We start from the raw sequence: 18,329 nt of genomic DNA, 5'->3' as shown, positions 1-18,329 counted from the left end.
GTGGCTCAGCGCGTCGGCGTGCCGCCGGACGGCGTGGCCGTCGCCGGCGATGGGGCCGGTTTCGCGCGCAGCGCCCACAGCACCGACGCGATCGACAGCCCGACGATGACGACGTTGCTCATCGCGAAGAGCACCGGCGCGAGCGTCGTGAAGATCGGATCGTCGCCGCGCTCGGCGAAGCGCATGGTGCCGGTGGAGATCGCCGTCGCGCCGAAGGTGAAGGCCCAGTACGACAGCGTGAATGGCTGCCGGATCCACGGCATCAGCCGCAGCACCATCAGGGCCTGCACGATCGCGTAGCCCAGCAGCATGCGGGCGAACACGTCCGGCGGACCGACGGTGACCGCGGCGTAGGCCAGCAGCGAGACCGCCGGCGGCGCCATCTGGATGCCGACCGTCGGCCGCAGCGCCAGGGGCATCGCCTCGACGGTCAGCAGGCGGCCCAGGATGATGGACTCCTGGACGATCCAGGCCAGCACGCCGGCGCCGAAGAAGAGCTGGCCCCAGGTCGGCCAGCCGAGCGCCGACATCCCGATCGCGGACACCAGGTTGGCGCCGACCGTCGGCAGGTAGAGCACCGGCGTCGTGGCCTTGTCGTCGCGCCCGCCGCGCCATTGCCCGCCGTGGCGCCACAGCCCGAAGAGCAGCGACGCCACCGCGCCCGCGAGGATCAGCACCGTCCCCGCGCCGTGCGCATGCGGCAGCACGCCGATGCCGGCGAGCATCGTCGCCACCGGCACCAGGGCGATGAAGCAGCACTGGATCGGATGCGCGGCCTCGGCCTTCGCCGCCTCGCGGACCGCGATCCACTTGATCGCGAATCGGATCAGCAGCACCGCCCACACCGCCACGGCGATCGCCATCACGGACTCGCCGATCCAGGCGGGGAAGCCCCACAGGCGCGCCGCCACGCGCCAGCCGTTGCCCAGGCCCGTCAGGCCCAGCACCATGCTGAAGTAGGAGGCGGGGACCGCCCATCGGGAAAGATTCATCGGGGTGCTCCTGCGCGCGCGACGACCGGGGGAGCGGTCGGACGTGCGGACTGTAGGAGCGGACCCTCGGGGGATCAACAGGACGCTGTTGGCAGCGCCCTCCAAAGGCGGCGGGGAACGGGCCCGACGTGCGATCTGCGGAGTCGGAGATTCGCGACAGGCCGAGGAGGCCGAGGAGACCGAGGAGGCCGGGGAGGCCGGGGAGACCGATGAGACCGATGAATCGGCGGAGTCAAAGGTCGAGCGTCAGCGCCTCGCCGGCGGTCCGCGACACGCAGACACACATCAGCTGCTGCTCCGTCTTCTGCGCGTCGGTGAGCACCTCGTCGCGATGCTCGGGCGTGCCGGCGACGACACGCGTCGCGCAGGTGCCGCAGTTCCCGATGCGGCACGACGCCGGCACCCGCACGCCCTGCGCCTCCGCGGCCTCGAGGATGGACCGGTTGGCGGGGACGACGATGTCCCTGCCGCTGCGGACGAGGTGGACGACGAACGCGCGGTCGTCGGGCCTGGCGGTGTCGACGCTGAATTTCTCGAAGTGAACGCGTCCGGTGGGGACGCCGGCGGATGCGGCGGCCGCCGAGACGGCGTCGATCAGGCGAGATGGGCCGCAGACATAGACATGATCGGACTCGCCGAGGGCGAGCATCAGCGCCGCGACATCGAGGCGATCGCCCGCGTCCTTCGCATGCACCTTGACGCGATCGCCGAATGCCTCGATCAGCTGACCGAGGAAAGGTGCCTCCGCGCGGGATCGGACCGCGTAATGCAGCTCGAAGGCCTCGCCCCGCGCGGCGAGCGCATGGGCCATCGCCTTGATCGGCGTGATGCCGATGCCGCCAGCGATCAGCGCCGATTTTTGCGGTGTCTGGTGGGGTGTCTCGTGGTGCGTCCCATGCGGCGTTCCCAGCGGTGCTTCGACCAGCGCGAACGCGTTGCTCGGCAGCCCGCAGTTCAGGCGGACACCGAGGGCGAAGTCCTGATGCACGGCCGCCGACCCGCCCTTGCCCTCGGGCTCGTGCAGCACGGCGATCTCGTAGGCATCGGTGCGATGCGGGCTCGATGCGATCGAGTAGCTGCGCGTCGACGGCGTGCCATCAGCCAGCCGCACCGGCACATCGAGGTGGGCGCCCGCGACGACCGCCGGCAGCGAAGAGCCGTCGGCGGATCGCAGCTCATACGCGCGGACCGACGGCGTCAGCTGACGCACGCCGCTGATCGTCAGCGCGAGCGGGCCGTCGCCGAGCGCGAGCGGCTCAACCGGCCTGGCGGGCTCGGCACTCGCGGCGACGGCCGCCTTGGCTTCGCTCAACTGCGTCTTCAGCTTCTGCACCTGCGCGCGCATCGGCGCCATCAGCGTCGCGACCTCGGCCTCCGTGAAGCGCGGCGTGATGTGCTGCGGGCAGTTCCAGTCCCAGCCCTCGATGCGGATGAGGAAGGCGCGCTCGACCGTCGCGCCGTAGGCGGGGTCGCTTACGGCGGCGATCGCCGCGTCGCCCTGCGCGCTGTCGCCCGCCTCGACCAGCTCCACGCGACCGAGCAGCTTCAGCCGGCGCCGATTCGGATAGTCGACGACGATCATCGAGATCCGATCGTCCTTCCGCAGATTGCCCACGCTCAGATACTGCACGTTGCCGCGGAAATCCGCGAAGCCGATCGTCTTCGCGTCCAGCACCTTGAGGAAGCCCTTCGGACCGCCGCGATGCTGCACGTAAGGCCAGCCGGTCTCGCTGACGGTGGCCTGGAAGAAGTGATCGGCGTCGGCGAGGAACTGCGACTCGCGCGGCGTCAGCACATCGCCGCGGTCGCTCATCGTGTCGAGGAACGCGTACTGCTCGCGACTCCCCCTTTCCGACTGGACCTCGCGGACCGTCGGCGTGAACGTGATGTCGGAGTAGGCGCGTCCCATGATGAACTCCCGATGAGGATGACGACGGATGTCGCGATGGCGATGGCGATGGCGATGACGGCGGCAACGGCGCCGGCCGTGGCCGACGTTCCGCGCGAGCGGCGCCGCTTACGCCGCCGCCGGCAGTTCGAGCTTCACGCTCGGGAAGTCGATCTCGACCAGGCTGGCCTTGCCCAGGATGTTGGTCAGGAAGTTCATGCCGACGTGCGTGATGATCTCGACGATCTGCGCCTCGTCGACACCGGCGGCGCGGACCTGGGTCAGCTCCAGCGCGGAGATCTCTCCGCGCTTCTCCATCAGGCTCTGCGCAAACTTCAGGATCGCGGCCGAGGTGTCATCCTCGCTGGTGCCGGCGCGGGCCGCGGCGATCTCTTCGGCGGACAGTCCCGTCTTGCGGCCGATCGCCGTGTGCGCCGAGACGCAATACTGGCAACCGTTCTGCTGCGCCAGCGCCAGCGCGATGCGCTCACGATCCAGCGGATCGAGGCTGCCGCCGTTGGCGACGCCGTACAGGCCGAGGAAGGCCTGCAGCGCCGTGGTCGAATTGGCGAAGACCTTGAGAAAGTTGGGGACCATGCCAAGCTGGCCCTGGATCGCGTCCAGCAGCGCCTTCTGCTCGGGGGTGGCGGTGGACGACTCGACGACGTGAATGCGGCTCATGGAAGTTCTCCGGTGGGTTGAAGGTGAACGGATGGTGGCCTTCATGCCCTGCGGAGAGAATCGGCGCGCCGGGGAAATGACTCTTTCAAAATCAGAAAAGATATGGACAAGCTCGATGCCATGGCGATCTTCGTGGCCGTCGTCCAGGACGGCGGCTTCTCCGCGGCGGCGCGGCGGCTCGGCGTGTCCGCGCCGGTCGTCACGCGCGCGGTGAGCGAGCTCGAGGCCGCGATGAACGTGCGGCTGCTGGTACGCACGACGCGCGTCGTCAAGGTCACCGAGGTCGGCCAGCGCTATGCGCAGGACTGCCGCCGGGTGCTCGGCGAGCTGCAGGACATCGAGCAGGCGGCCAGCGGATCGCACGGCGCGGTGCGCGGGAAGCTCGTCGTCAGCGCGTCGGTGATGTATGGGCGGCTCAAGCTCAACGAGGTCGTGCTCGACTACCTGAAGCGTTATCCGGAGACCGAGGTCGAGTGCCGCTTCCTCGATCGCAACGTCAACCTGCTCAACGAGGACGTCGATGTCGCGATCCGCATCGGCGACCTGCCCGATGCGTCCTTCCATGCGACCCCGCTCGCGACGGTGCGGCGCGTGGTGTGCGCGTCGCCGGGGTATCTCAAGCGGAACGGGACACCGAAACAGCCGAAGGATCTCGCGAAGCACACGGTGATCTCGGCGCTCGGCGTGGAGCCGGGAACGGAATGGAAATTCCGCGAGGGGTCAGGTGTTGACGCGCCGAGCATCGCAGTGCCCGTGCGGGCGCGGCTGGCCACCAACAGCAACGACCACGCGATCGTGGCCGCGACTGAAGGACTCGGGATCACGCGCGTGCTGTCTTACATGGTCGACAAGCAACTCGCGTCAGGCGAACTCGTGGAGGTGCTCGCGAAGTACGCGCCGCCGGCCGTGCCCGTGCAGGCGCTGCAGCATCAAGGGCTGCGGGCGTCGCGCAAGGTGCGGGCGTTCATCGATCTGGCGGTGGAACACTTGCGGCGCTGATCACGGGAACGACTGCGCAACGCCAAGCGCGGGCTCTCCACGGGGCATGGGGGATCCCTCCAGGACCCCCAAGCCCCATTCCGGCCCCAGTGAGGCCCAGGCATGCGGGCCTTGGCATCTGCATCTGCCGCGGGGTGCGGGATCAGGTCAGCAAAACACGGCGGCCGAGCGCGGCGAGGGGACGCTCGACGACGCGCTGCACGCCCGGGCGCAGCAGCAGCGGCTTCAGCGTCATGCGCACGGCCAGACCCATCGGCAGATTCGAACTGACGAGTTGGATGGCGTCCTTCGTCAATTGCTCGGCATTGGCGATGGGCGCGGGCCCGCCGTCCACGCCGCCGGTGCGCAGGCGCCCGTTGACCGCGTGCCTCAACGCGATCGAAGCGTCTTCCTTACGCAGTTCCAACGCGCGACGCACAAGCGCGGCCAGCACCTGTCCGCGGTGAAGGCCCTCGATCTCGCGGTACTTGCGGAAGAAGGCGAAGAAGTTCTTGTAATGCTGCACCTCGTCGCAGCGGATGCGCCAGAACAGGTCACGCAGCACCGGCTCGTCCGTGGCCTCGTGCAAGGCCTGGTAGTAGGTCGTCGTGCCCATCTCGACGATGCAGCGCGCCACCATCTCCTGGCCGCGCGTGGGCTCGAGTTCGTCCATGGTGCACAGCCGCGCGTACTCCTCGAAGAAGCCGGCATAGGCCGATTCCCAGTCGAACCCCGGCCACACGTGCCGCACATAGGCCTTCAGCGCGGCGCCGTGCTGCAGTTCCTCGGGCTCCCAGTGGTCGCGCAGCCACGCGCCGACCTCGGCATCGTCGGCGAAATGCTCGATCAGGTTGCGCGTGTACATGTCGCTGCCGCTCTCGATGAACGAGGCGCTGCAGACCAGCAGGAAGAGCGCATCGTGCTCGCGCACGCGCGCAGGCTCGATGCGGGAGAGGTCCAGGTCTTGCAGGGACCAGCGGGTCGGTGACATGGGGGCGATCATGGCGCGAGCTGCGGCAATCGGTGTGCGTGCAATTCGAGAACACCCAGGATCCATGGGGCATTGCAGCCCCTCATCGTTGTTTCAAGGGGTATGAGGCAGAACGCCGACACGGTCAGGCCTCAGAATATGTCGGTCCACCCTCCCCCTCGATGCCCAAACGCTCGTCCACCGCCGCCCTGCGCAAGGCCTGGAACAAGGGCCTGCGCGCCGTGACGGACCAGGTCATGCGCGCAGCGACCAAGGCCGCCCGCAGCGCCGCGCCTGATGTGGTGCCCGGCCTGAAGAAGACGCCGCCGCATCCGTCGCCCGGTCTCGGGGACTGGCTGTCCGGGCTGGCGACCGCGCGGGCGGGCATGCGGCGCTTCAAGCTGTTCCGGCCCACGGGCCTCACGCCGGGCGAACGTCCGCCGCTGATCGTGATGCTGCACGGCTGCGGCCAGGACCCGGCCGGCTTCGCGCGCAGCACGCGGATGAACCGGCTCGCGGCGCGGGAGCGCTTGCTGGTGCTTTATCCGGAGCAGAGCCGGCTCGCCAATCCGCAGCGCTGCTGGAACTGGTTCGACACCGAGTCCGGTCGCGCGCAGGGCGAGGCCGCGCTGATCCTCGCCGCCATCGATCAGGTCTGTGCACTCCACGGCGCCGATCGCGAGCGCGTGGCGCTGGTGGGACTCTCCGCCGGCGCGGGCATGGCCGCCTTGCTGGCGACACTGCATCCGGAAAGATTCCAGGCGGTCGCGATGCATTCGGGCGTGCCGCCGGGGCTGGCAAGTTCAGCGACGACGGCGCTGCGTGCCATGCGCGGCCACGCCGAGGCGGCCGCGGTCGACGGCGGTGCGACCTGGCCGCCGCTGCTCGTCATCCAAGGCAACCAGGACCGCATCGTGGCGACGCCGAATGCGTTCGAGGCCGCGCGCCAGTGGGCGCTGGCCGCCGGCGCGGCGACGGTGCAGGACCGTCGGGTGCAACGCGGCAAGCGGCTGCCGATGACGATCGTCGACTTCAAGCGTGGAAGCGCCGTCGCGGCGACGCTCGTCGAGATCGACGGCCTGGCGCATGCCTGGAGCGGCGGGCCCGCGAAGGAGCCGTTCAGCGATCCCAACGGTCCGGACGCGACGGCGATGATCTGGCGCTTCATCGCGAAGCGCTTCGCGTCCAGGCGCTGAGTGCGCGGGGATGGCCCGCTCAGGCCTGAAGCGCGCTTGCCGCGATCAGCTCACGCCATTGCTGCTGCTGTTCGGCGAACTGTCGCCACGCCTCGTCCGCCAGCGCCTGGTGGCGGTCCGCGTCCGCCGTTTCGCCCAGCAGCCGGAAGGTCTGCGCCAGCCGGCTGTGCGTGATCGCGCGGTCATCGAGCTCGCAATCGGGATCGAGCTCGATCTCGGCCTCGCGCGCCTGATGCAGCGCGTGCTCGTGCTGTCCGAGGTTGGCCCGGCACCAGGCCAGGTCCGACAGCAGGCTGCTGCCCAGGCGCTCCAGCCCCAGCGACATCGCCTGCGGCAGATGCTCCTCGTAGAGGCGTCTGGCCTCGTCGAAGCCGCCCTGCATCGTCAGCACCTGCGCGCGCAGCACCGGCGTGAGCTCCGCCATCATCTGCGCACCGACCGCCTCGTCGAAGTGGTGCATCGAGTCCACCGTCAGCAGCAGCTCGGGACCGCGCGGCGCCAGGCCCGACAGGCTCTCGCGCCGCAGCTGCGACGCACGCATGCCGGCCATGTTGAACATCAGCGCGGACAGCGACGCGTCGTCCCCCTCGACCGACGCGTGACGCCGCGCGCGGATGTACCAGCGCTGCGCGGCTTCGATGTCGCCGGCGTAATGCCAGCCCACGCCCATCGCCATGGCCACGCGCGCCAGCGCCACGTTGTGCTCGGGCAGCGCCTCGTCGAGACAGCGCTTCGCATGCTCGACCAGCGCCGCGGGGTCGTGGCGGATGAAGGCCAGCTGCGCCAGCCAGGCCGACGCCAGCACGCGCACCTCGACCAGCGCGGGCGAGGTGCCGGCGATCGTGTGCGCCCGCTGGATGCGGTCCCAGGCCTGCTGCGCGACGAAGCCGTTGTAGTAGCTCATCAGGCCTTCGGCCATGTGCAGCCAGGCCCCGATCTCCGGATGCGGGTGCTGGAAGGAGAGCTGATGCAGCGCCGTCAGCGCCTCGCGCGCCTCGGCCACGGCGCCGTGCCGCGCCAGCAGCATCGCGCGCTTGGCCCGCGCGGCCGCCGAGGCCATCGGCGAGGTCGCGGCCGCGATGTCCTTCTCCAGCTGCTTCAGCAGCCGGGACTTGATCACCTGAGGGGCGGCGGCGGTGGAAGGCGGGGCTGAAGCGTCGTGCATGCCGGCCTCAGCGTGTCAGCCGTTCGAGCGCTTCCTGGTACTTCGCGGACGTGTTGACGATCACGTCCTCGGGCAGCGCCGGCGGCGGCGCGACCTTGCCCCAGGGCTGGCCGTCCACCGTCGCCTGCTCCAGCCAGTCGCGCAGGAACTGCTTGTCGTAGCTCGGCGGGTTGCTGCCGACCGCGTAGCTTTCCGCCGGCCAGTAGCGCGAGGAATCGGGCGTCAGCACCTCGTCCATCAGCGTCAGGGTGCCGTCGGCGTCGAGGCCGAACTCGAACTTGGTGTCCGCGATGATGATGCCCTTGGTCAGCGCGATGTCCGCGGCGCGCTGGTACAGCTGGATCGCGATGTCGCGCACGCGCTCGGCCATCTCGCGGCCGATGATCTGCGCGCAGCGCTCGAAATCGATGTTCTCGTCGTGGTCGCCCATCTCCGCCTTGGTCGCGGGCGTGAAGATCGGCTGCGGCAGCTTGCTCGCGTTCTGCAGGCCGGCGGGCAGCTCGACGCCGCAGACCTTGCCGCTGGCCTTGTATTCGGACCAGCCGCTGCCGGCCAGATACCCGCGCACCACCGCCTCGATCGGCAGCGGCTTCAAGCGCTTGACCAGCATCGCGCGGTCGCGGACCTGCGCCTTCTCAGCCTCCGTCACCACCGACAGCGGATCGTCGCCGGTCAGGTGGTTGGGAACGATGCCGTCCAGCTTGTCGAACCAGAACAGCGCCATCTTCGTCAGCAGCGCGCCCTTGCCCGGGATGGGCTCGCTCATGATGACGTCGAAGGCCGAGATGCGGTCCGACGCGATCATCAGGATGCGGTCCTCGCCGACCGCGTAGTTCTCGCGCACCTTGCCGCGTGCGATGAGAGGAAGGGAGGTGATCGACGAGGTGTGCAGGGCGGCGGTCATGGGTGTGCAGTCGGTCGGAACAGCAAAGCGGGGATTCTAGAGGCGGCGTGGGAACCCCACCCGCCCCAGGGCGCGGCCGTCATCCGCTTTCATGCGCTTCAGATCGACGTGAATCCGACGTAGCGCGACACGAAGCGCGCTTTGCCTTCGCGCTCGAAGCGCGCCTCGTCCCAATCGCCGTCGTCCAGCGACGCGACGAGCGCCGGCTTGAACAGGTAGGTCCAGGCCCGCTGCCAACTGCCGTCGGCCAGCGTCACCAGCACCTCGTGGCGCTCGTAGTCGTCGCCCTCGAAACGATCCAGCCGCTCCCACGCGGCGTCGGGCACGTCGAGGTAGAGCCGGCCGACGACATGGTGGCCGGTCGCCGGGATCATCGAGGGGTAGTCGTGACCACGGACCGGATGGCGCGCGTGGTCCGCCAGCGTGGCCGATACGGGCGTCGCGGCCGGCTCGGCGTCGGGACCGCAGACGCGGGCCATGATGTCCGGCCACATCAGCGTGCCGTAGGTGAAAGCGTGCGCCATGGCCGGGCTCCGAAAGACGAGGGCGGGGCGGATGTGAAAGGACCGGCGCGAGGCCGGTCCGGTGGGTGCTGCTTAGCGGCGTTGGAAGCTTACTGGACGACTTGCGCCAGCTCGCCGCGCTCGTAGGCGGCGGCCACGTCGACCAGGCTGCGCGGCTTGATCTTCGGAGCCTGGCCTTCGCAGCCGAACTCCAGGTAACGCGCCTTGCAGACCAGCTTGGCGGCCTCGCGGGCCGGCTTCAGCCATTCGCGGGCGTCGAACTTGTCCGGGTTCTCGAACAGGAACTTGCGCACCGCGCCGGTCATCGCGAGACGGATGTCGGTGTCGATGTTGATCTTGCGCACGCCGTGCTTGATCGCTTCCTGGATCTCCTCGACGGGCACGCCGAAGGTCTCCTTCATCTGGCCGCCGTACTGGTTGATGATCGCCAGCAGTTCCTGCGGCACGCTCGACGAGCCGTGCATCACCAGGTGGGTGTTGGGGATGCGCTTGTGGATCTCCTTGACCCGCGAGATCGCCAGGATGTCGCCGGTGGGCTTGCGCGAGAACTTGTAGGCGCCATGGCTGGTGCCGATGGCGATGGCCAGCGCGTCCAGCTGCGTCGCCTTGACGAAGACCGCGGCCTCTTCCGGGTCGGTCAGCATCTGGCTGTGGTCCAGCTTGACGTCGGCGCCGATGCCGTCTTCCTCGCCCGCGTCGCCGGTTTCCAGGTTGCCCAGGCAGCCCAGTTCGCCTTCGACGGTGACGCCGACCTTGTGCGCCATCTCGACGACGCGGCGGGTCACGTCCACGTTGTAGTCGAAGCTGGCGGGCGTCTTGCCGTCGTCCATCAGCGAGCCGTCCATCATCACCGAGCCGAAGCCCAGGTTGATCGCGCCTTCGCAGATCTTCGGGCTGGTGCCGTGGTCCTGGTGCATCACCAGCGGGATGTGCGGATAGGCCTCGACCGCGGCCTGGATCAGGTGCTTGATGAAGGCTTCACCGGCGTACTTCCGGGCGCCGGCGCTGGCCTGCAGGATCACCGGGGCGCCGACCTCGTCGGCGGCGGCCATCACGGCCTGCACCTGCTCCAGGTTGTTGACGTTGAACGCTGGAATGCCGTAGCCCTGTTCGGCTGCGTGATCCAGCAGCTGGCGCATCGAGACGAGTGCCATGAGAGTTCTCCGAGATAGTGAAAAATCCTGGGCCGCGGGCCAGCGCCGAACCTCGCCGTAACCCCGCCGTAACTGGTCGGGATTCTAGCCAGCCCCCATGACCAGCTCTGTAACGAACCTGGGGCTCCCCCTGAACTGGTGCCATACCAGCACCCGTCAGGGCCGCCGGCGCCGCCGTCCGGGGGACCGTCGCGGGCGCAGACCGCATCCGCGCAAGCGCACTCCCCCCGGACAGGGGTCTGTGCGCTTGCGCGGCGGCGGAAGCGGCCGGTAGGCTGTCGCCCGGGCGTCCCGCCCCGTCGGAGCAAGCGCCGTGCCTTGCCCCGCCGCCGGCGGCGAGGACCGCCCGCGCGACCGCCGCTTCCAGGAACTTCATGACCCGCCTCGCGATCGATCAGCTGACGCTCTGGATCACCGCCGCCGCCAACGAGCATTCGCTCGACCTCCCCGCCTTCGTCGAGGAACGCACCGGGGCCAGCCACCGCGCCACCTTGGCCGCGCTGCGCCGGCTGGTCGACGCCCATTGGCTGACGCGCTCCGGCACCGCCCGCCGGCCGGTGTTCGGACCGGGCGCGCTGCGGCAGGTGGCGCGCAGCTACACGCTGCACGGCCTGATGGAGGATGTGGTCTGGCAGCGCGACTACGCGCCCCACTTCGCGCTGCCGCGCCACGTCGCGCGGATGATCCAGCACGGCTTCACCGAGCTGGTGAACAACGCCATCGACCACAGCGGCGGCACCAGCGTGACCGTGTCGCTGCGCCAGACGCCGACGCACGCGCAGCTGCTGGTGTCGGACGACGGCTGCGGCGTCTTCGACAAGATCCGCGACACCTACGAGCTGACCGATGCGCGCCACGCGATGCTGGAGCTCAGCAAGGGCCGGCTGACGACGCAGCCGCAGGCGCACACCGGGCGCGGGCTGTTCTTCAGCTCGCAGCTGGCGGACGTCTTCGACATCCACGCCAACGGCAAGGCGTTCCAGCGCCGCGCCTGGGAAGGCAACGCGTGGAAGGACGGCAAGGGCCTGCCGCGCCAGGGCAGCTCGATCTACATGGCGATGTCGCTGGACAGCACGCGCACGCTGGAGCAGGTGCTCGAGCAATGGAGCGTCGACGGCACGGGCATCGCCTTCGACCAGACGCGGGTGATGCTGAACCTGGTGGTCGTCGCGGGGCAGATGCTGGACTCGCGCGCCCAGGCCAGGCGCGTGGCGGCGCGGCTGCCGCAGTTCAAGCGGGCGGAGGTGGACTTCGACGGGGTCACCGATGTGGGCCACGCCTTCGCGGACGAGCTGTTCCGCGTCTTCGCGCGCGCGCACCAGGAAGTGGAACTCGTGCCCCTGAACATGACGCCGCGCATCGCCGCACTGGTGCAGGCCGCGCGCAACGCCTGAAGCTGGCCGCACGCCGGGCGCGCCGGTTCGTTGCCGCCGGTGCGTTGGCCGGTGCGTTGCCGCCGCTTCATCGCGCCGCGGGGTCGAGTCCACCGCCCAGGAACCGCGGTCAGAGATCGCTGTCGACCAAGGCCTGGATCGCGGCGCGGCTGCGGGCGATCGCCTCGTCCAGACGCGGCAGCAGTGCGGCGGGTTCGCTGCCCTTGGCGACGCCGAACAGGATGCCCTCTTCCACCACGGGCTTGGGCAGGACCTGGAACTGCGTCCCGCTGCGCAGCGCGCGCAGTCGCCGCTCCAGCGCGGCGGCGCTGCCGCGGTGGGTCGCGAGCATCGCATCGCAGCGCCCCGCCGCCAGCATGCGCGCACGGCCCCCGAGATCGTTGCCGCCGCCCTCGACGCGGAACAGCTGCTTCTGGCGCGCCTCCTCGAACGCGGCACCGTAGGTCGAGCCGCGCGGCACGCACAGCGCGCGGCCGCGCAGGTCCTCGAGCTTGTCGAACCGGATCGGTGTCGCCTTCGGCACGACCAGCCAGCCGCGGCTCACGAAGGCCGGCTGGCTGTACGCGAACAGCCTGTCCCGCGCGGGGCTGCGCGACAGCCCGAAGACCAGGTGCTGGCCGAGTTGCGCGCCCAGCAGCGCGCGCGGCCAGGGCAGCAGCAGCAATTCCCATTGCAGGTCGGCCGCCTCGGCGATGTGCTTGAGCAGCGGCAGGACGAAAGGCTTGTGCGTCTGCTCGCTGATCGCGAGCCGGACCGGCTCCCGGCCGTCCACGACGACCCCTGGCGCGGCATCGGCGCCAGCACCGCCGACGCCGCCCGCGCCAGCCTGCGCCAGCACGGTCCCGACGGTGATCGTCGCACCGGCGCCGCCGATCAGGAGATCACGGCGGCGCAGCGGGGTCACGGCGCGGCTCCGGTTGTCCGCCGCCGCGTCAACCGACGCGGCAGACCTTCAGCATGTTGGTGCCGCCCGGGTAGCCCATCGGCTCGCCGCAGGTGATCGCATAGGTGTCGCCGGGCATCAGCACGCCGCGTTCGATCAGCAGGTCCTCGGCGGCCTTGAGCGCCTCGTCGCGGTCGTTGAAGTTCGGCATCAGCAGCGGCGTCACGTTGCGGTACAGCGCCATCTTGCGCAGCGTCAGCACCTGCGAGGTCAACGCGTAGATCGGCACGTGGATGCGGTGGCGGCTCATCCACAGCGCGGTGGAGCCGGACTCCGTCAGCGCCACGATCGCCTTGCAGCCCAGGTGGTGCGCGGTGAACAGCGCGCCCATCGCGATCGACTGGTCGATGCGGCCGAACTGGCGGTTGGCGAAGTCGGTGTCCAGCGTCACGAACTCGGCGTTCTCCGCCTCGAGCGCGATCGCGGCCATCTGCTGGATGGTCTCGACGGGGAAACGGCCGGCGGCGGTCTCGGCGCTCAGCATCACCGCGTCGGTGCCGTCGAGCACGGCGTTGGCGACGTCGGAGACCTCGGCGCGGGTCGGCACCGGGTTCACGATCATCGACTCCATCATCTGCGTCGCGGTGATGCAGACCTTGTCGAGCTCCAGCGCCATCTTGATCATGCGCTTCTGCAGCGCGGGCACGGCGGCGTTGCCGACTTCCACGGCCAGGTCGCCGCGGGCGACCATGATGCCGTCGGAGGCCTTGAGGATCGCTTCCAGGTGCGGGATCGCCTCGTAGCGCTCGATCTTGGCGATCATTCCCGGCTTGTGGCGGAAGGGCTCGCCGGCGACGTTGGCCAGTTGGCGGGCCATTTCCATGTCGGTGGCGTTCTTGGGGAAGCTCACCGCCAGGTACTCGCACTGGAAGGACATCGCGGTCTTGATGTCCTCCATGTCCTTGCCGGTCAGCGCAGGCGCCGTCAGGCCGCCGCCCTGCTTGTTGATACCCTTGTTGTTGGACAGCTCGCCGCCCTGCTTGACGACGGTGTGCACCTGCGAGCCGCGCACCGCCTCGACCGTCAGCACCAGCAGACCGTCGTTGAGCAGCAGCGTGTCGCCGGGCTTCACGTCGCGCGGCAGTTCCTTGTAGTCCAGGCCCACGACCATCTCGTTGCCAGGCTCGGTACGGTCGGCGTCAAGCACGAAGGGCGTGCCGTTCACCAGCTCGATCTTGCCGTTCTCGAACTTGCCGACACGGATCTTCGGACCCTGCAGGTCGGCCATGATCGCGACCTGCCGGCCAGCGCGCGCCGCCACCTCGCGCACCATGCGGGCACGGTCGATGTGATCCTGCGCCTTGCCGTGCGAGAAGTTCAGCCGCACCACGTCGACGCCGGCCTGGATCATTTTTTCCAGGACCTCGGGAGACGACGAAGCAGGACCGAGGGTGGCGACAATCTTGGTGGCACGGGACATGTCTTGTCTCTGTCTGAAATTTAGTTACAGCGGTCGATTATGAGCCGCAAGAACGACGTCGGAACAGTTTCCACGAGTTACGACACAGTTTCCAACGGCATCGGTCGCTGGGACCGAGCCTCGGTCGCTGAGACCGAGCCTCGGTCGCTGAGACCGAGCCTCGGTGGCATGACCACCCCCGGCGACTCGGCACTCGCGAGGGGGCGCCCAACTCGGTCCGCTCACCTTCGGCTCGCTGCCCTCAGACAGTCTGCGCCCAGTCAGTCATGGAAGCGCGCTCCGCGCGCCCTCGCTCAGCCTCCTCGCCGGGGGTGGCCATGCCACCTCCATGCAAGGATCAGATCAGGCCTTCGCGGCCTTGACGTCGGCCACCGCCAGCGCCGTCATGTTGACGATGCGGCGCACCGTCGCCGATGGGGTCAGGATGTGCACCGGACGCTTGGCGCCCAGCAGGATCGGACCCACCGTGACGCCTTGGCCGCCGACGACCTTCAGCACGTTGAACAGGATGTTCGCGGCGTCGAGCGTCGGCAGCACCAGCAGGTTGGCAGAGCCGGAGAGCGTCGACTCGGGCAGGAAGTTGTTGCGCACGTCCTCGGACAGCGCCGCGTCGCCGTGCATCTCGCCGTCGCATTCGATGGTCGGGTAGGCGGCGGCGAACAGGTCGCGGGCGCGACGCATCTTGACCGCCGACGCGCGCTTGCTGCTGCCGAACATCGAGTGCGACAGGAACGCCACCTTCGGCGGCAGGCCGAAGCGCTGCAGTTCCTCGGCGGCCTGCCAGGCGATGTCGGCAAGCTGCTCGGCGGTCGGATCCTCGTTGACGAAGGTGTCGGCGATGAAGAGCGTGCGCTGCTCCAGCATCAGCGCGTTCATCGTCGCGAAGTTGGAAACATCCGGCTTCAGGCCGATCAGGTTCTGGATGTGCTCCAGGTGCGAGTCGAAGCGACCCACCGTGCCGCAGATCATGGCGTCGGCATCGCCGAGCTGGATCGCGAGTGCGCCGATCGTCGTGTTGGAGCGGCGCACCGCCGACTTGGCCATCTCCGGCGTGAAGCCGTTGCGGCCCATGACCTGGTGGTAGGCCTCCCAGTACTGGCGGAAGCGGTGGTCGTTCTCAGGGTCGATCACCAGGGCATCCTCGCCCAGCTTGATCCGCAGGCCGGCGCGCTTCAGGCGCATCGCGATGACTTCGGGGCGGCCGATCAGCGTGGGCTTGGCCAGGCCTTCGTCGAGCGCCACCTGCACGGCGCGCAGCACGCGTTCATCCTCGCCCTCGGCGTAGATGACGCGGGCCGGATGGGCCTTCGCCTCGGCGAAGACCGGGCGCATGAACATGCCGGTCTGGTAGACGAAGCGCGAGAGCTGCTCGCGGTACGCGGCCATGTCCTTGATCGGACGCGTGGCGACGCCGGATTCCTCGGCCGCCTTGGCCACCGCCGGCGCGATGCGCAGGATCAGCCGGCTGTCGAAGGGCTTGGGGATGATGTAGTCGGGACCGAAGGCCAGGTCTTGCCCCGCGTAGGCGGCGGCGACTTCCGGCGGCGTCTCGGCCTTGGCCAGCTCGGCGATCTCGCGCACGCAGGCGAGCTTCATCGCCTCGGTGATCTTGGTCGCGCCGCAGTCCAGCGCGCCGCGGAAGATGTACGGGAAGCACAGGACGTTGTTGACCTGGTTCGGATAGTCCGAGCGGCCGGTCGCGACGATGCAATCGGGGCGCGCTTCCTTCGCGAGCTCGGGACGGATCTCCGGCTCGGGGTTGGCCAGCGCCAGGATGATGGGCTGGCGCGCCATCGTCTTGACCATCTCGGCGGTCAGCACGCCGGCGGCCGAGCAGCCCAGGAACACGTCCGCGTCCTTGACGACGTCGGCCAGCGTGCGCGCCGAGGTGATCTGGCAGTAGCGGCGCTTGGACTCGTCGAGCTTGCCGGCGTCGGCGCGCTCGCTCTGGACCACGCCCTTGGAGTCGACGACGAAGACGTTCTCGCGCTTCACGCCCAGGCCGACCATCACGTCCAGGCAGGCGATGGCCGCGGCGCCGGCGCCCGACACCGCCACCTTCACCGCGCCGATGTCCTTGCCGACAAGCTCCAGGCCGTTCAGCAGCGCCGCGCTCGAGATGATCGCCGTGCCGTGCTGGTCGTCGTGGAAGACGGGGATGTTCATGCGCGCGCTCAGCTGCTTCTCGATGTAGAAGCACTCGGGCGCCTTGATGTCCTCGAGGTTGATGCCGCCCAGCGTGGGCTCCATCGCCGCGATGATCTCGACCAGCTTGTCCGGATCACGCTCGGCGAGCTCGATGTCGAAGACGTCGATGCCGGCGAACTTCTTGAACAGGCAGCCCTTGCCTTCCATCACCGGCTTGGCGGCCAGCGGGCCGATGTCGCCCAGGCCCAGCACCGCGGTGCCGTTGGTGATGACGCCCACCAGGTTGCCGCGCGAGGTGAAGTCCGCGGCCAGCGAGGGGTCGCGCTCGATGTCGAGGCAGGGATAGGCGACGCCCGGCGAGTAGGCCAGCGACAGGTCGCGCTGGTTGGCGAGCGGCTTGGTCGGCGTGACGGCGATCTTGCCGCGCGTCGGGAAGCGGTGGTAGTCCCGCGCCGCCTCGCGCAGTGCGGCCTCGGCCGGGCTCAGGTCGAGGTCGTCGTTCTTGTCGGTCATGCAAATCTCCGTCGCGATGAATGAGGCCCGGCGCCCTGCCGTCGTCGGTCTTCGCGGCGCGACATCGCGCCTTCGTAACCGCCCGGTAATGGGGCCTGGGGGGCGCAAAGCTTAATCCTCCGGCTCCGGCGGTGCGATGAATTCAGCTTTAACTCCCATGCAAAGATGGCAATCGCCGATGCGCGCGGTGGAGTCGACATCGGGATTTGCCCGCAAGTGGGAACAACCTCCCTGGTTCCGCCCGCAAGTGCCGCCACCGGGCATCGATCACGGCGTGCGAAGAACGCGCTCACTAGAATGCGCCCCGCTGTCGACTACCTCTTCCGAGCTTCCGCCGTGCCTGCCTCCCGTCCCGCCTCTCCTCGTCCCGCTTGTTCTCGTCCCGCTTTTCCGCGTCGTGCCTTGCTGCGACTCACCGCCGCCCTCCCCGTCACCCTCGCCTTCGGCGCACCGCGGGTCCTGTTCGCGCAGACCGTTGCGCTGGCGGGGGCCGGGGCCTCGTTCCCCTCGCTGGTCTACGGCCGTTGGGCCTCGGCCTACGAGAAGGCCAAGGGTCAGGCCGTGAGCTACAAGCCGACCGGCTCGGGCGACGGCGTCAAGCAGATCACCGCGCGCGGCGTGGCCTTCGGCGGTAGCGACTCGCCACTGGCCGCGGAGGAACTGGCCAAGCGCAAGCTCGTGCAGATCCCGATGCTGGTCGGCGGCATCGTGCCGGTGGTCAACCTGCCGGGCGTGCCGGAGGGCCGCCTGCAACTCACCGGCGACCTGCTCGCCGAGCTGATGATGGGCCGCATCGCGAAGTGGAACGACGGCCGCATCGCCGCGCTGAATCCCGGCGTCGCGTTGCCGGCGCTGCCGGTCAAGCGCATCGTGCGGGCCGACAAGTCCGGCACGACCGAGGGCTACACGCGCTACCTGGCCGCCGTGTCGCCGGCCTTCGCGAAAGACATCGGCGTGAACGCACAGCCGAAGTGGCCCGGCGACGTCGAAGCCGCCGAAGGCAACGACGGCATGGCCAAGGCGCTGAAGGCAGCACCCGGCACGATCGCGTACGTCAGCTACGACCGCGTGCAGCGCGACAAGCTCAACGGCGTGCGCCTGCGCAATGCCGCCGGCCAGTGGGTGGCGGCGGGCGAGAGCGGCTTCAAGTCGGCGATCGCCAACAGCGACCTCTCGCGCAAGGGCGACGACCTGGCTTCGCTGATGGACCGCGACGGCGCGGAGAGCTGGCCCATCACGATGACCAGCTTCATCCTGATCGACGCGACCCCCGCGACCAGCGCCGGCGCAGCGCCGGTGATGAGCTTCCTGTACTGGTGCTTCATGCACGGCGACGACCTGACGCGCGGTACCGGCTTCGCGCCGCTGCCAGTGGCACTGCAGTCCAAGCTGGCCGCGCGCTTCGCGGCCGTCAAGCCGGCCGACGGGAAGCTGCCGGCCTACCTGGGGATCTGAAGCC

The 18,329-nt window shown here is 69.3% G+C and carries 15 protein-coding genes; 4 read left to right on the top strand and 11 right to left on the bottom strand.

Features of this window, described 5'->3' with window-relative positions:
- Positions 1-5 precede the first annotated feature (5 nt).
- The 3 genes from tehA to ACQ4L4_RS24720 form a co-directional block, all read right to left on the bottom strand.
- On the bottom strand, positions 6-992 hold the full coding sequence (tehA, locus tag ACQ4L4_RS24730) for a dicarboxylate transporter/tellurite-resistance protein TehA (RefSeq protein WP_431101449.1): 987 nt from the start codon (positions 990-992) through the stop codon (positions 6-8).
- Between the two features lie 232 nt (positions 993-1,224).
- Complete coding sequence (locus ACQ4L4_RS24725) at positions 1,225-2,901, bottom strand: 2Fe-2S iron-sulfur cluster-binding protein (RefSeq protein ID WP_431101448.1); 1,677 nt, start codon at positions 2,899-2,901, stop codon at positions 1,225-1,227.
- A gap of 108 nt (positions 2,902-3,009) precedes the next feature.
- Positions 3,010-3,561 carry a carboxymuconolactone decarboxylase family protein gene (locus ACQ4L4_RS24720; protein ID WP_431101447.1) on the bottom strand — a complete coding sequence of 184 codons (552 nt, stop codon included), beginning with the start codon at positions 3,559-3,561 and terminating at the stop codon, positions 3,010-3,012.
- A 102-nt stretch (positions 3,562-3,663) separates the two neighbouring features.
- On the opposite strand from ACQ4L4_RS24720, the gene ACQ4L4_RS24715 reads away from it, so the two are divergent.
- Positions 3,664-4,560 carry a LysR family transcriptional regulator gene (locus tag ACQ4L4_RS24715; protein ID WP_431101446.1) on the top strand — a complete coding sequence of 299 codons (897 nt, stop codon included), beginning with the start codon at positions 3,664-3,666 and terminating at the stop codon, positions 4,558-4,560.
- A 142-nt stretch (positions 4,561-4,702) separates the two neighbouring features.
- On the opposite strand, the gene ACQ4L4_RS24710 is transcribed toward ACQ4L4_RS24715, so the two are convergent.
- Positions 4,703-5,530, bottom strand: a complete 828-nt coding sequence (locus tag ACQ4L4_RS24710; RefSeq protein ID WP_431101445.1) for a ferritin-like domain-containing protein — start codon at positions 5,528-5,530, stop codon at positions 4,703-4,705.
- 161 nt (positions 5,531-5,691) lie between these two features.
- Here ACQ4L4_RS24710 and ACQ4L4_RS24705 point away from each other — a divergent pair, with 161 nt between their 5' ends.
- On the top strand, positions 5,692-6,705 hold the full coding sequence (locus ACQ4L4_RS24705; RefSeq protein ID WP_431101444.1) for an extracellular catalytic domain type 1 short-chain-length polyhydroxyalkanoate depolymerase: 1,014 nt from the start codon (positions 5,692-5,694) through the stop codon (positions 6,703-6,705).
- 19 nt (positions 6,706-6,724) lie between these two features.
- Here ACQ4L4_RS24705 and ACQ4L4_RS24700 read toward each other — a convergent pair whose 3' ends face one another.
- The 4 genes from ACQ4L4_RS24700 to fba form a co-directional block, all read right to left on the bottom strand.
- Entirely contained in the window at positions 6,725-7,870 is a 1,146-nt protein-coding gene (locus tag ACQ4L4_RS24700) for a hypothetical protein (RefSeq protein WP_431101443.1), read from the bottom strand.
- Between the two features lie 7 nt (positions 7,871-7,877).
- Positions 7,878-8,774, bottom strand: coding sequence for a phosphoribosylaminoimidazolesuccinocarboxamide synthase (locus ACQ4L4_RS24695; RefSeq protein WP_431101442.1), 897 nt, complete (start codon positions 8,772-8,774; stop codon positions 7,878-7,880).
- 98 nt (positions 8,775-8,872) lie between these two features.
- Positions 8,873-9,298 (bottom strand): gamma-glutamylcyclotransferase family protein, encoded by a 426-nt coding sequence (locus ACQ4L4_RS24690; RefSeq protein WP_431101441.1) that lies wholly within the window; start codon positions 9,296-9,298, stop codon positions 8,873-8,875.
- 89 nt (positions 9,299-9,387) lie between these two features.
- Positions 9,388-10,452 carry a class II fructose-bisphosphate aldolase gene (gene fba / locus ACQ4L4_RS24685; protein WP_377158039.1) on the bottom strand — a complete coding sequence of 355 codons (1,065 nt, stop codon included), beginning with the start codon at positions 10,450-10,452 and terminating at the stop codon, positions 9,388-9,390.
- Positions 10,453-10,826: 374 nt separating this feature from the next.
- Here fba and ACQ4L4_RS24680 point away from each other — a divergent pair, with 374 nt between their 5' ends.
- Entirely contained in the window at positions 10,827-11,846 is a 1,020-nt protein-coding gene (locus ACQ4L4_RS24680) for an STAS-like domain-containing protein (protein WP_431101440.1), read from the top strand.
- 109 nt (positions 11,847-11,955) lie between these two features.
- On the opposite strand, the gene ACQ4L4_RS24675 is transcribed toward ACQ4L4_RS24680, so the two are convergent.
- From ACQ4L4_RS24675 to ACQ4L4_RS24665, 3 genes are all read right to left on the bottom strand, one after another.
- On the bottom strand, positions 11,956-12,750 hold the full coding sequence (locus ACQ4L4_RS24675) for a substrate-binding periplasmic protein (RefSeq protein WP_431101439.1): 795 nt from the start codon (positions 12,748-12,750) through the stop codon (positions 11,956-11,958).
- 28 nt (positions 12,751-12,778) lie between these two features.
- Positions 12,779-14,209 (bottom strand): pyruvate kinase, encoded by a 1,431-nt coding sequence (gene pyk, locus ACQ4L4_RS24670; RefSeq protein ID WP_431101438.1) that lies wholly within the window; start codon positions 14,207-14,209, stop codon positions 12,779-12,781.
- 342 nt (positions 14,210-14,551) lie between these two features.
- Complete coding sequence (locus ACQ4L4_RS24665; protein WP_431101437.1) at positions 14,552-16,870, bottom strand: NADP-dependent malic enzyme; 2,319 nt, start codon at positions 16,868-16,870, stop codon at positions 14,552-14,554.
- A 402-nt stretch (positions 16,871-17,272) separates the two neighbouring features.
- On the opposite strand from ACQ4L4_RS24665, the gene pstS reads away from it, so the two are divergent.
- The gene (gene pstS, locus ACQ4L4_RS24660; protein ID WP_431101436.1) at positions 17,273-18,325 is read left to right on the top strand and encodes a phosphate ABC transporter substrate-binding protein PstS; all 1,053 of its coding nucleotides are present in this window, start codon (positions 17,273-17,275) and stop codon (positions 18,323-18,325) included.
- Positions 18,326-18,329: the final 4 nt, after the last annotated feature.

It is taken from the genome of Roseateles noduli (assembly GCF_050626985.1).
GTDB lineage: Bacteria > Pseudomonadota > Gammaproteobacteria > Burkholderiales > Burkholderiaceae_C > Roseateles > Roseateles noduli_A.
Note: the sequence above shows the minus strand (reverse complement) of the source record. Positions and strands in the feature narration are given on the sequence as shown.

Excerpts from the sequence above, each read along its gene's own strand:
- ACQ4L4_RS24705 (WP_431101444.1), top strand. The coding sequence starts at position 5,692 with ATGCCCAAACGCTCGTCCACCGCCGCCCTGCGCAAGGCCTGGAACAAG.
- ACQ4L4_RS24715 (WP_431101446.1), top strand. The coding sequence starts at position 3,664 with ATGGACAAGCTCGATGCCATGGCGATCTTCGTGGCCGTCGTCCAGGAC.
- ACQ4L4_RS24725 (WP_431101448.1), bottom strand. The coding sequence starts at position 2,901 with ATGGGACGCGCCTACTCCGACATCACGTTCACGCCGACGGTCCGCGAG.
- ACQ4L4_RS24695 (WP_431101442.1), bottom strand. The coding sequence starts at position 8,774 with ATGACCGCCGCCCTGCACACCTCGTCGATCACCTCCCTTCCTCTCATC.
- ACQ4L4_RS24720 (WP_431101447.1), bottom strand. The coding sequence starts at position 3,561 with ATGAGCCGCATTCACGTCGTCGAGTCGTCCACCGCCACCCCCGAGCAG.
- pyk (WP_431101438.1), bottom strand. The coding sequence starts at position 14,209 with ATGTCCCGTGCCACCAAGATTGTCGCCACCCTCGGTCCTGCTTCGTCG.
- ACQ4L4_RS24710 (WP_431101445.1), bottom strand. The coding sequence starts at position 5,530 with ATGTCACCGACCCGCTGGTCCCTGCAAGACCTGGACCTCTCCCGCATC.
- tehA (WP_431101449.1), bottom strand. The coding sequence starts at position 992 with ATGAATCTTTCCCGATGGGCGGTCCCCGCCTCCTACTTCAGCATGGTG.
- ACQ4L4_RS24665 (WP_431101437.1), bottom strand. The coding sequence starts at position 16,870 with ATGACCGACAAGAACGACGACCTCGACCTGAGCCCGGCCGAGGCCGCA.
- ACQ4L4_RS24700 (WP_431101443.1), bottom strand. The coding sequence starts at position 7,870 with ATGCACGACGCTTCAGCCCCGCCTTCCACCGCCGCCGCCCCTCAGGTG.
- fba (WP_377158039.1), bottom strand. The coding sequence starts at position 10,452 with ATGGCACTCGTCTCGATGCGCCAGCTGCTGGATCACGCAGCCGAACAG.
- ACQ4L4_RS24680 (WP_431101440.1), top strand. The coding sequence starts at position 10,827 with ATGACCCGCCTCGCGATCGATCAGCTGACGCTCTGGATCACCGCCGCC.
- ACQ4L4_RS24690 (WP_431101441.1), bottom strand. The coding sequence starts at position 9,298 with ATGGCGCACGCTTTCACCTACGGCACGCTGATGTGGCCGGACATCATG.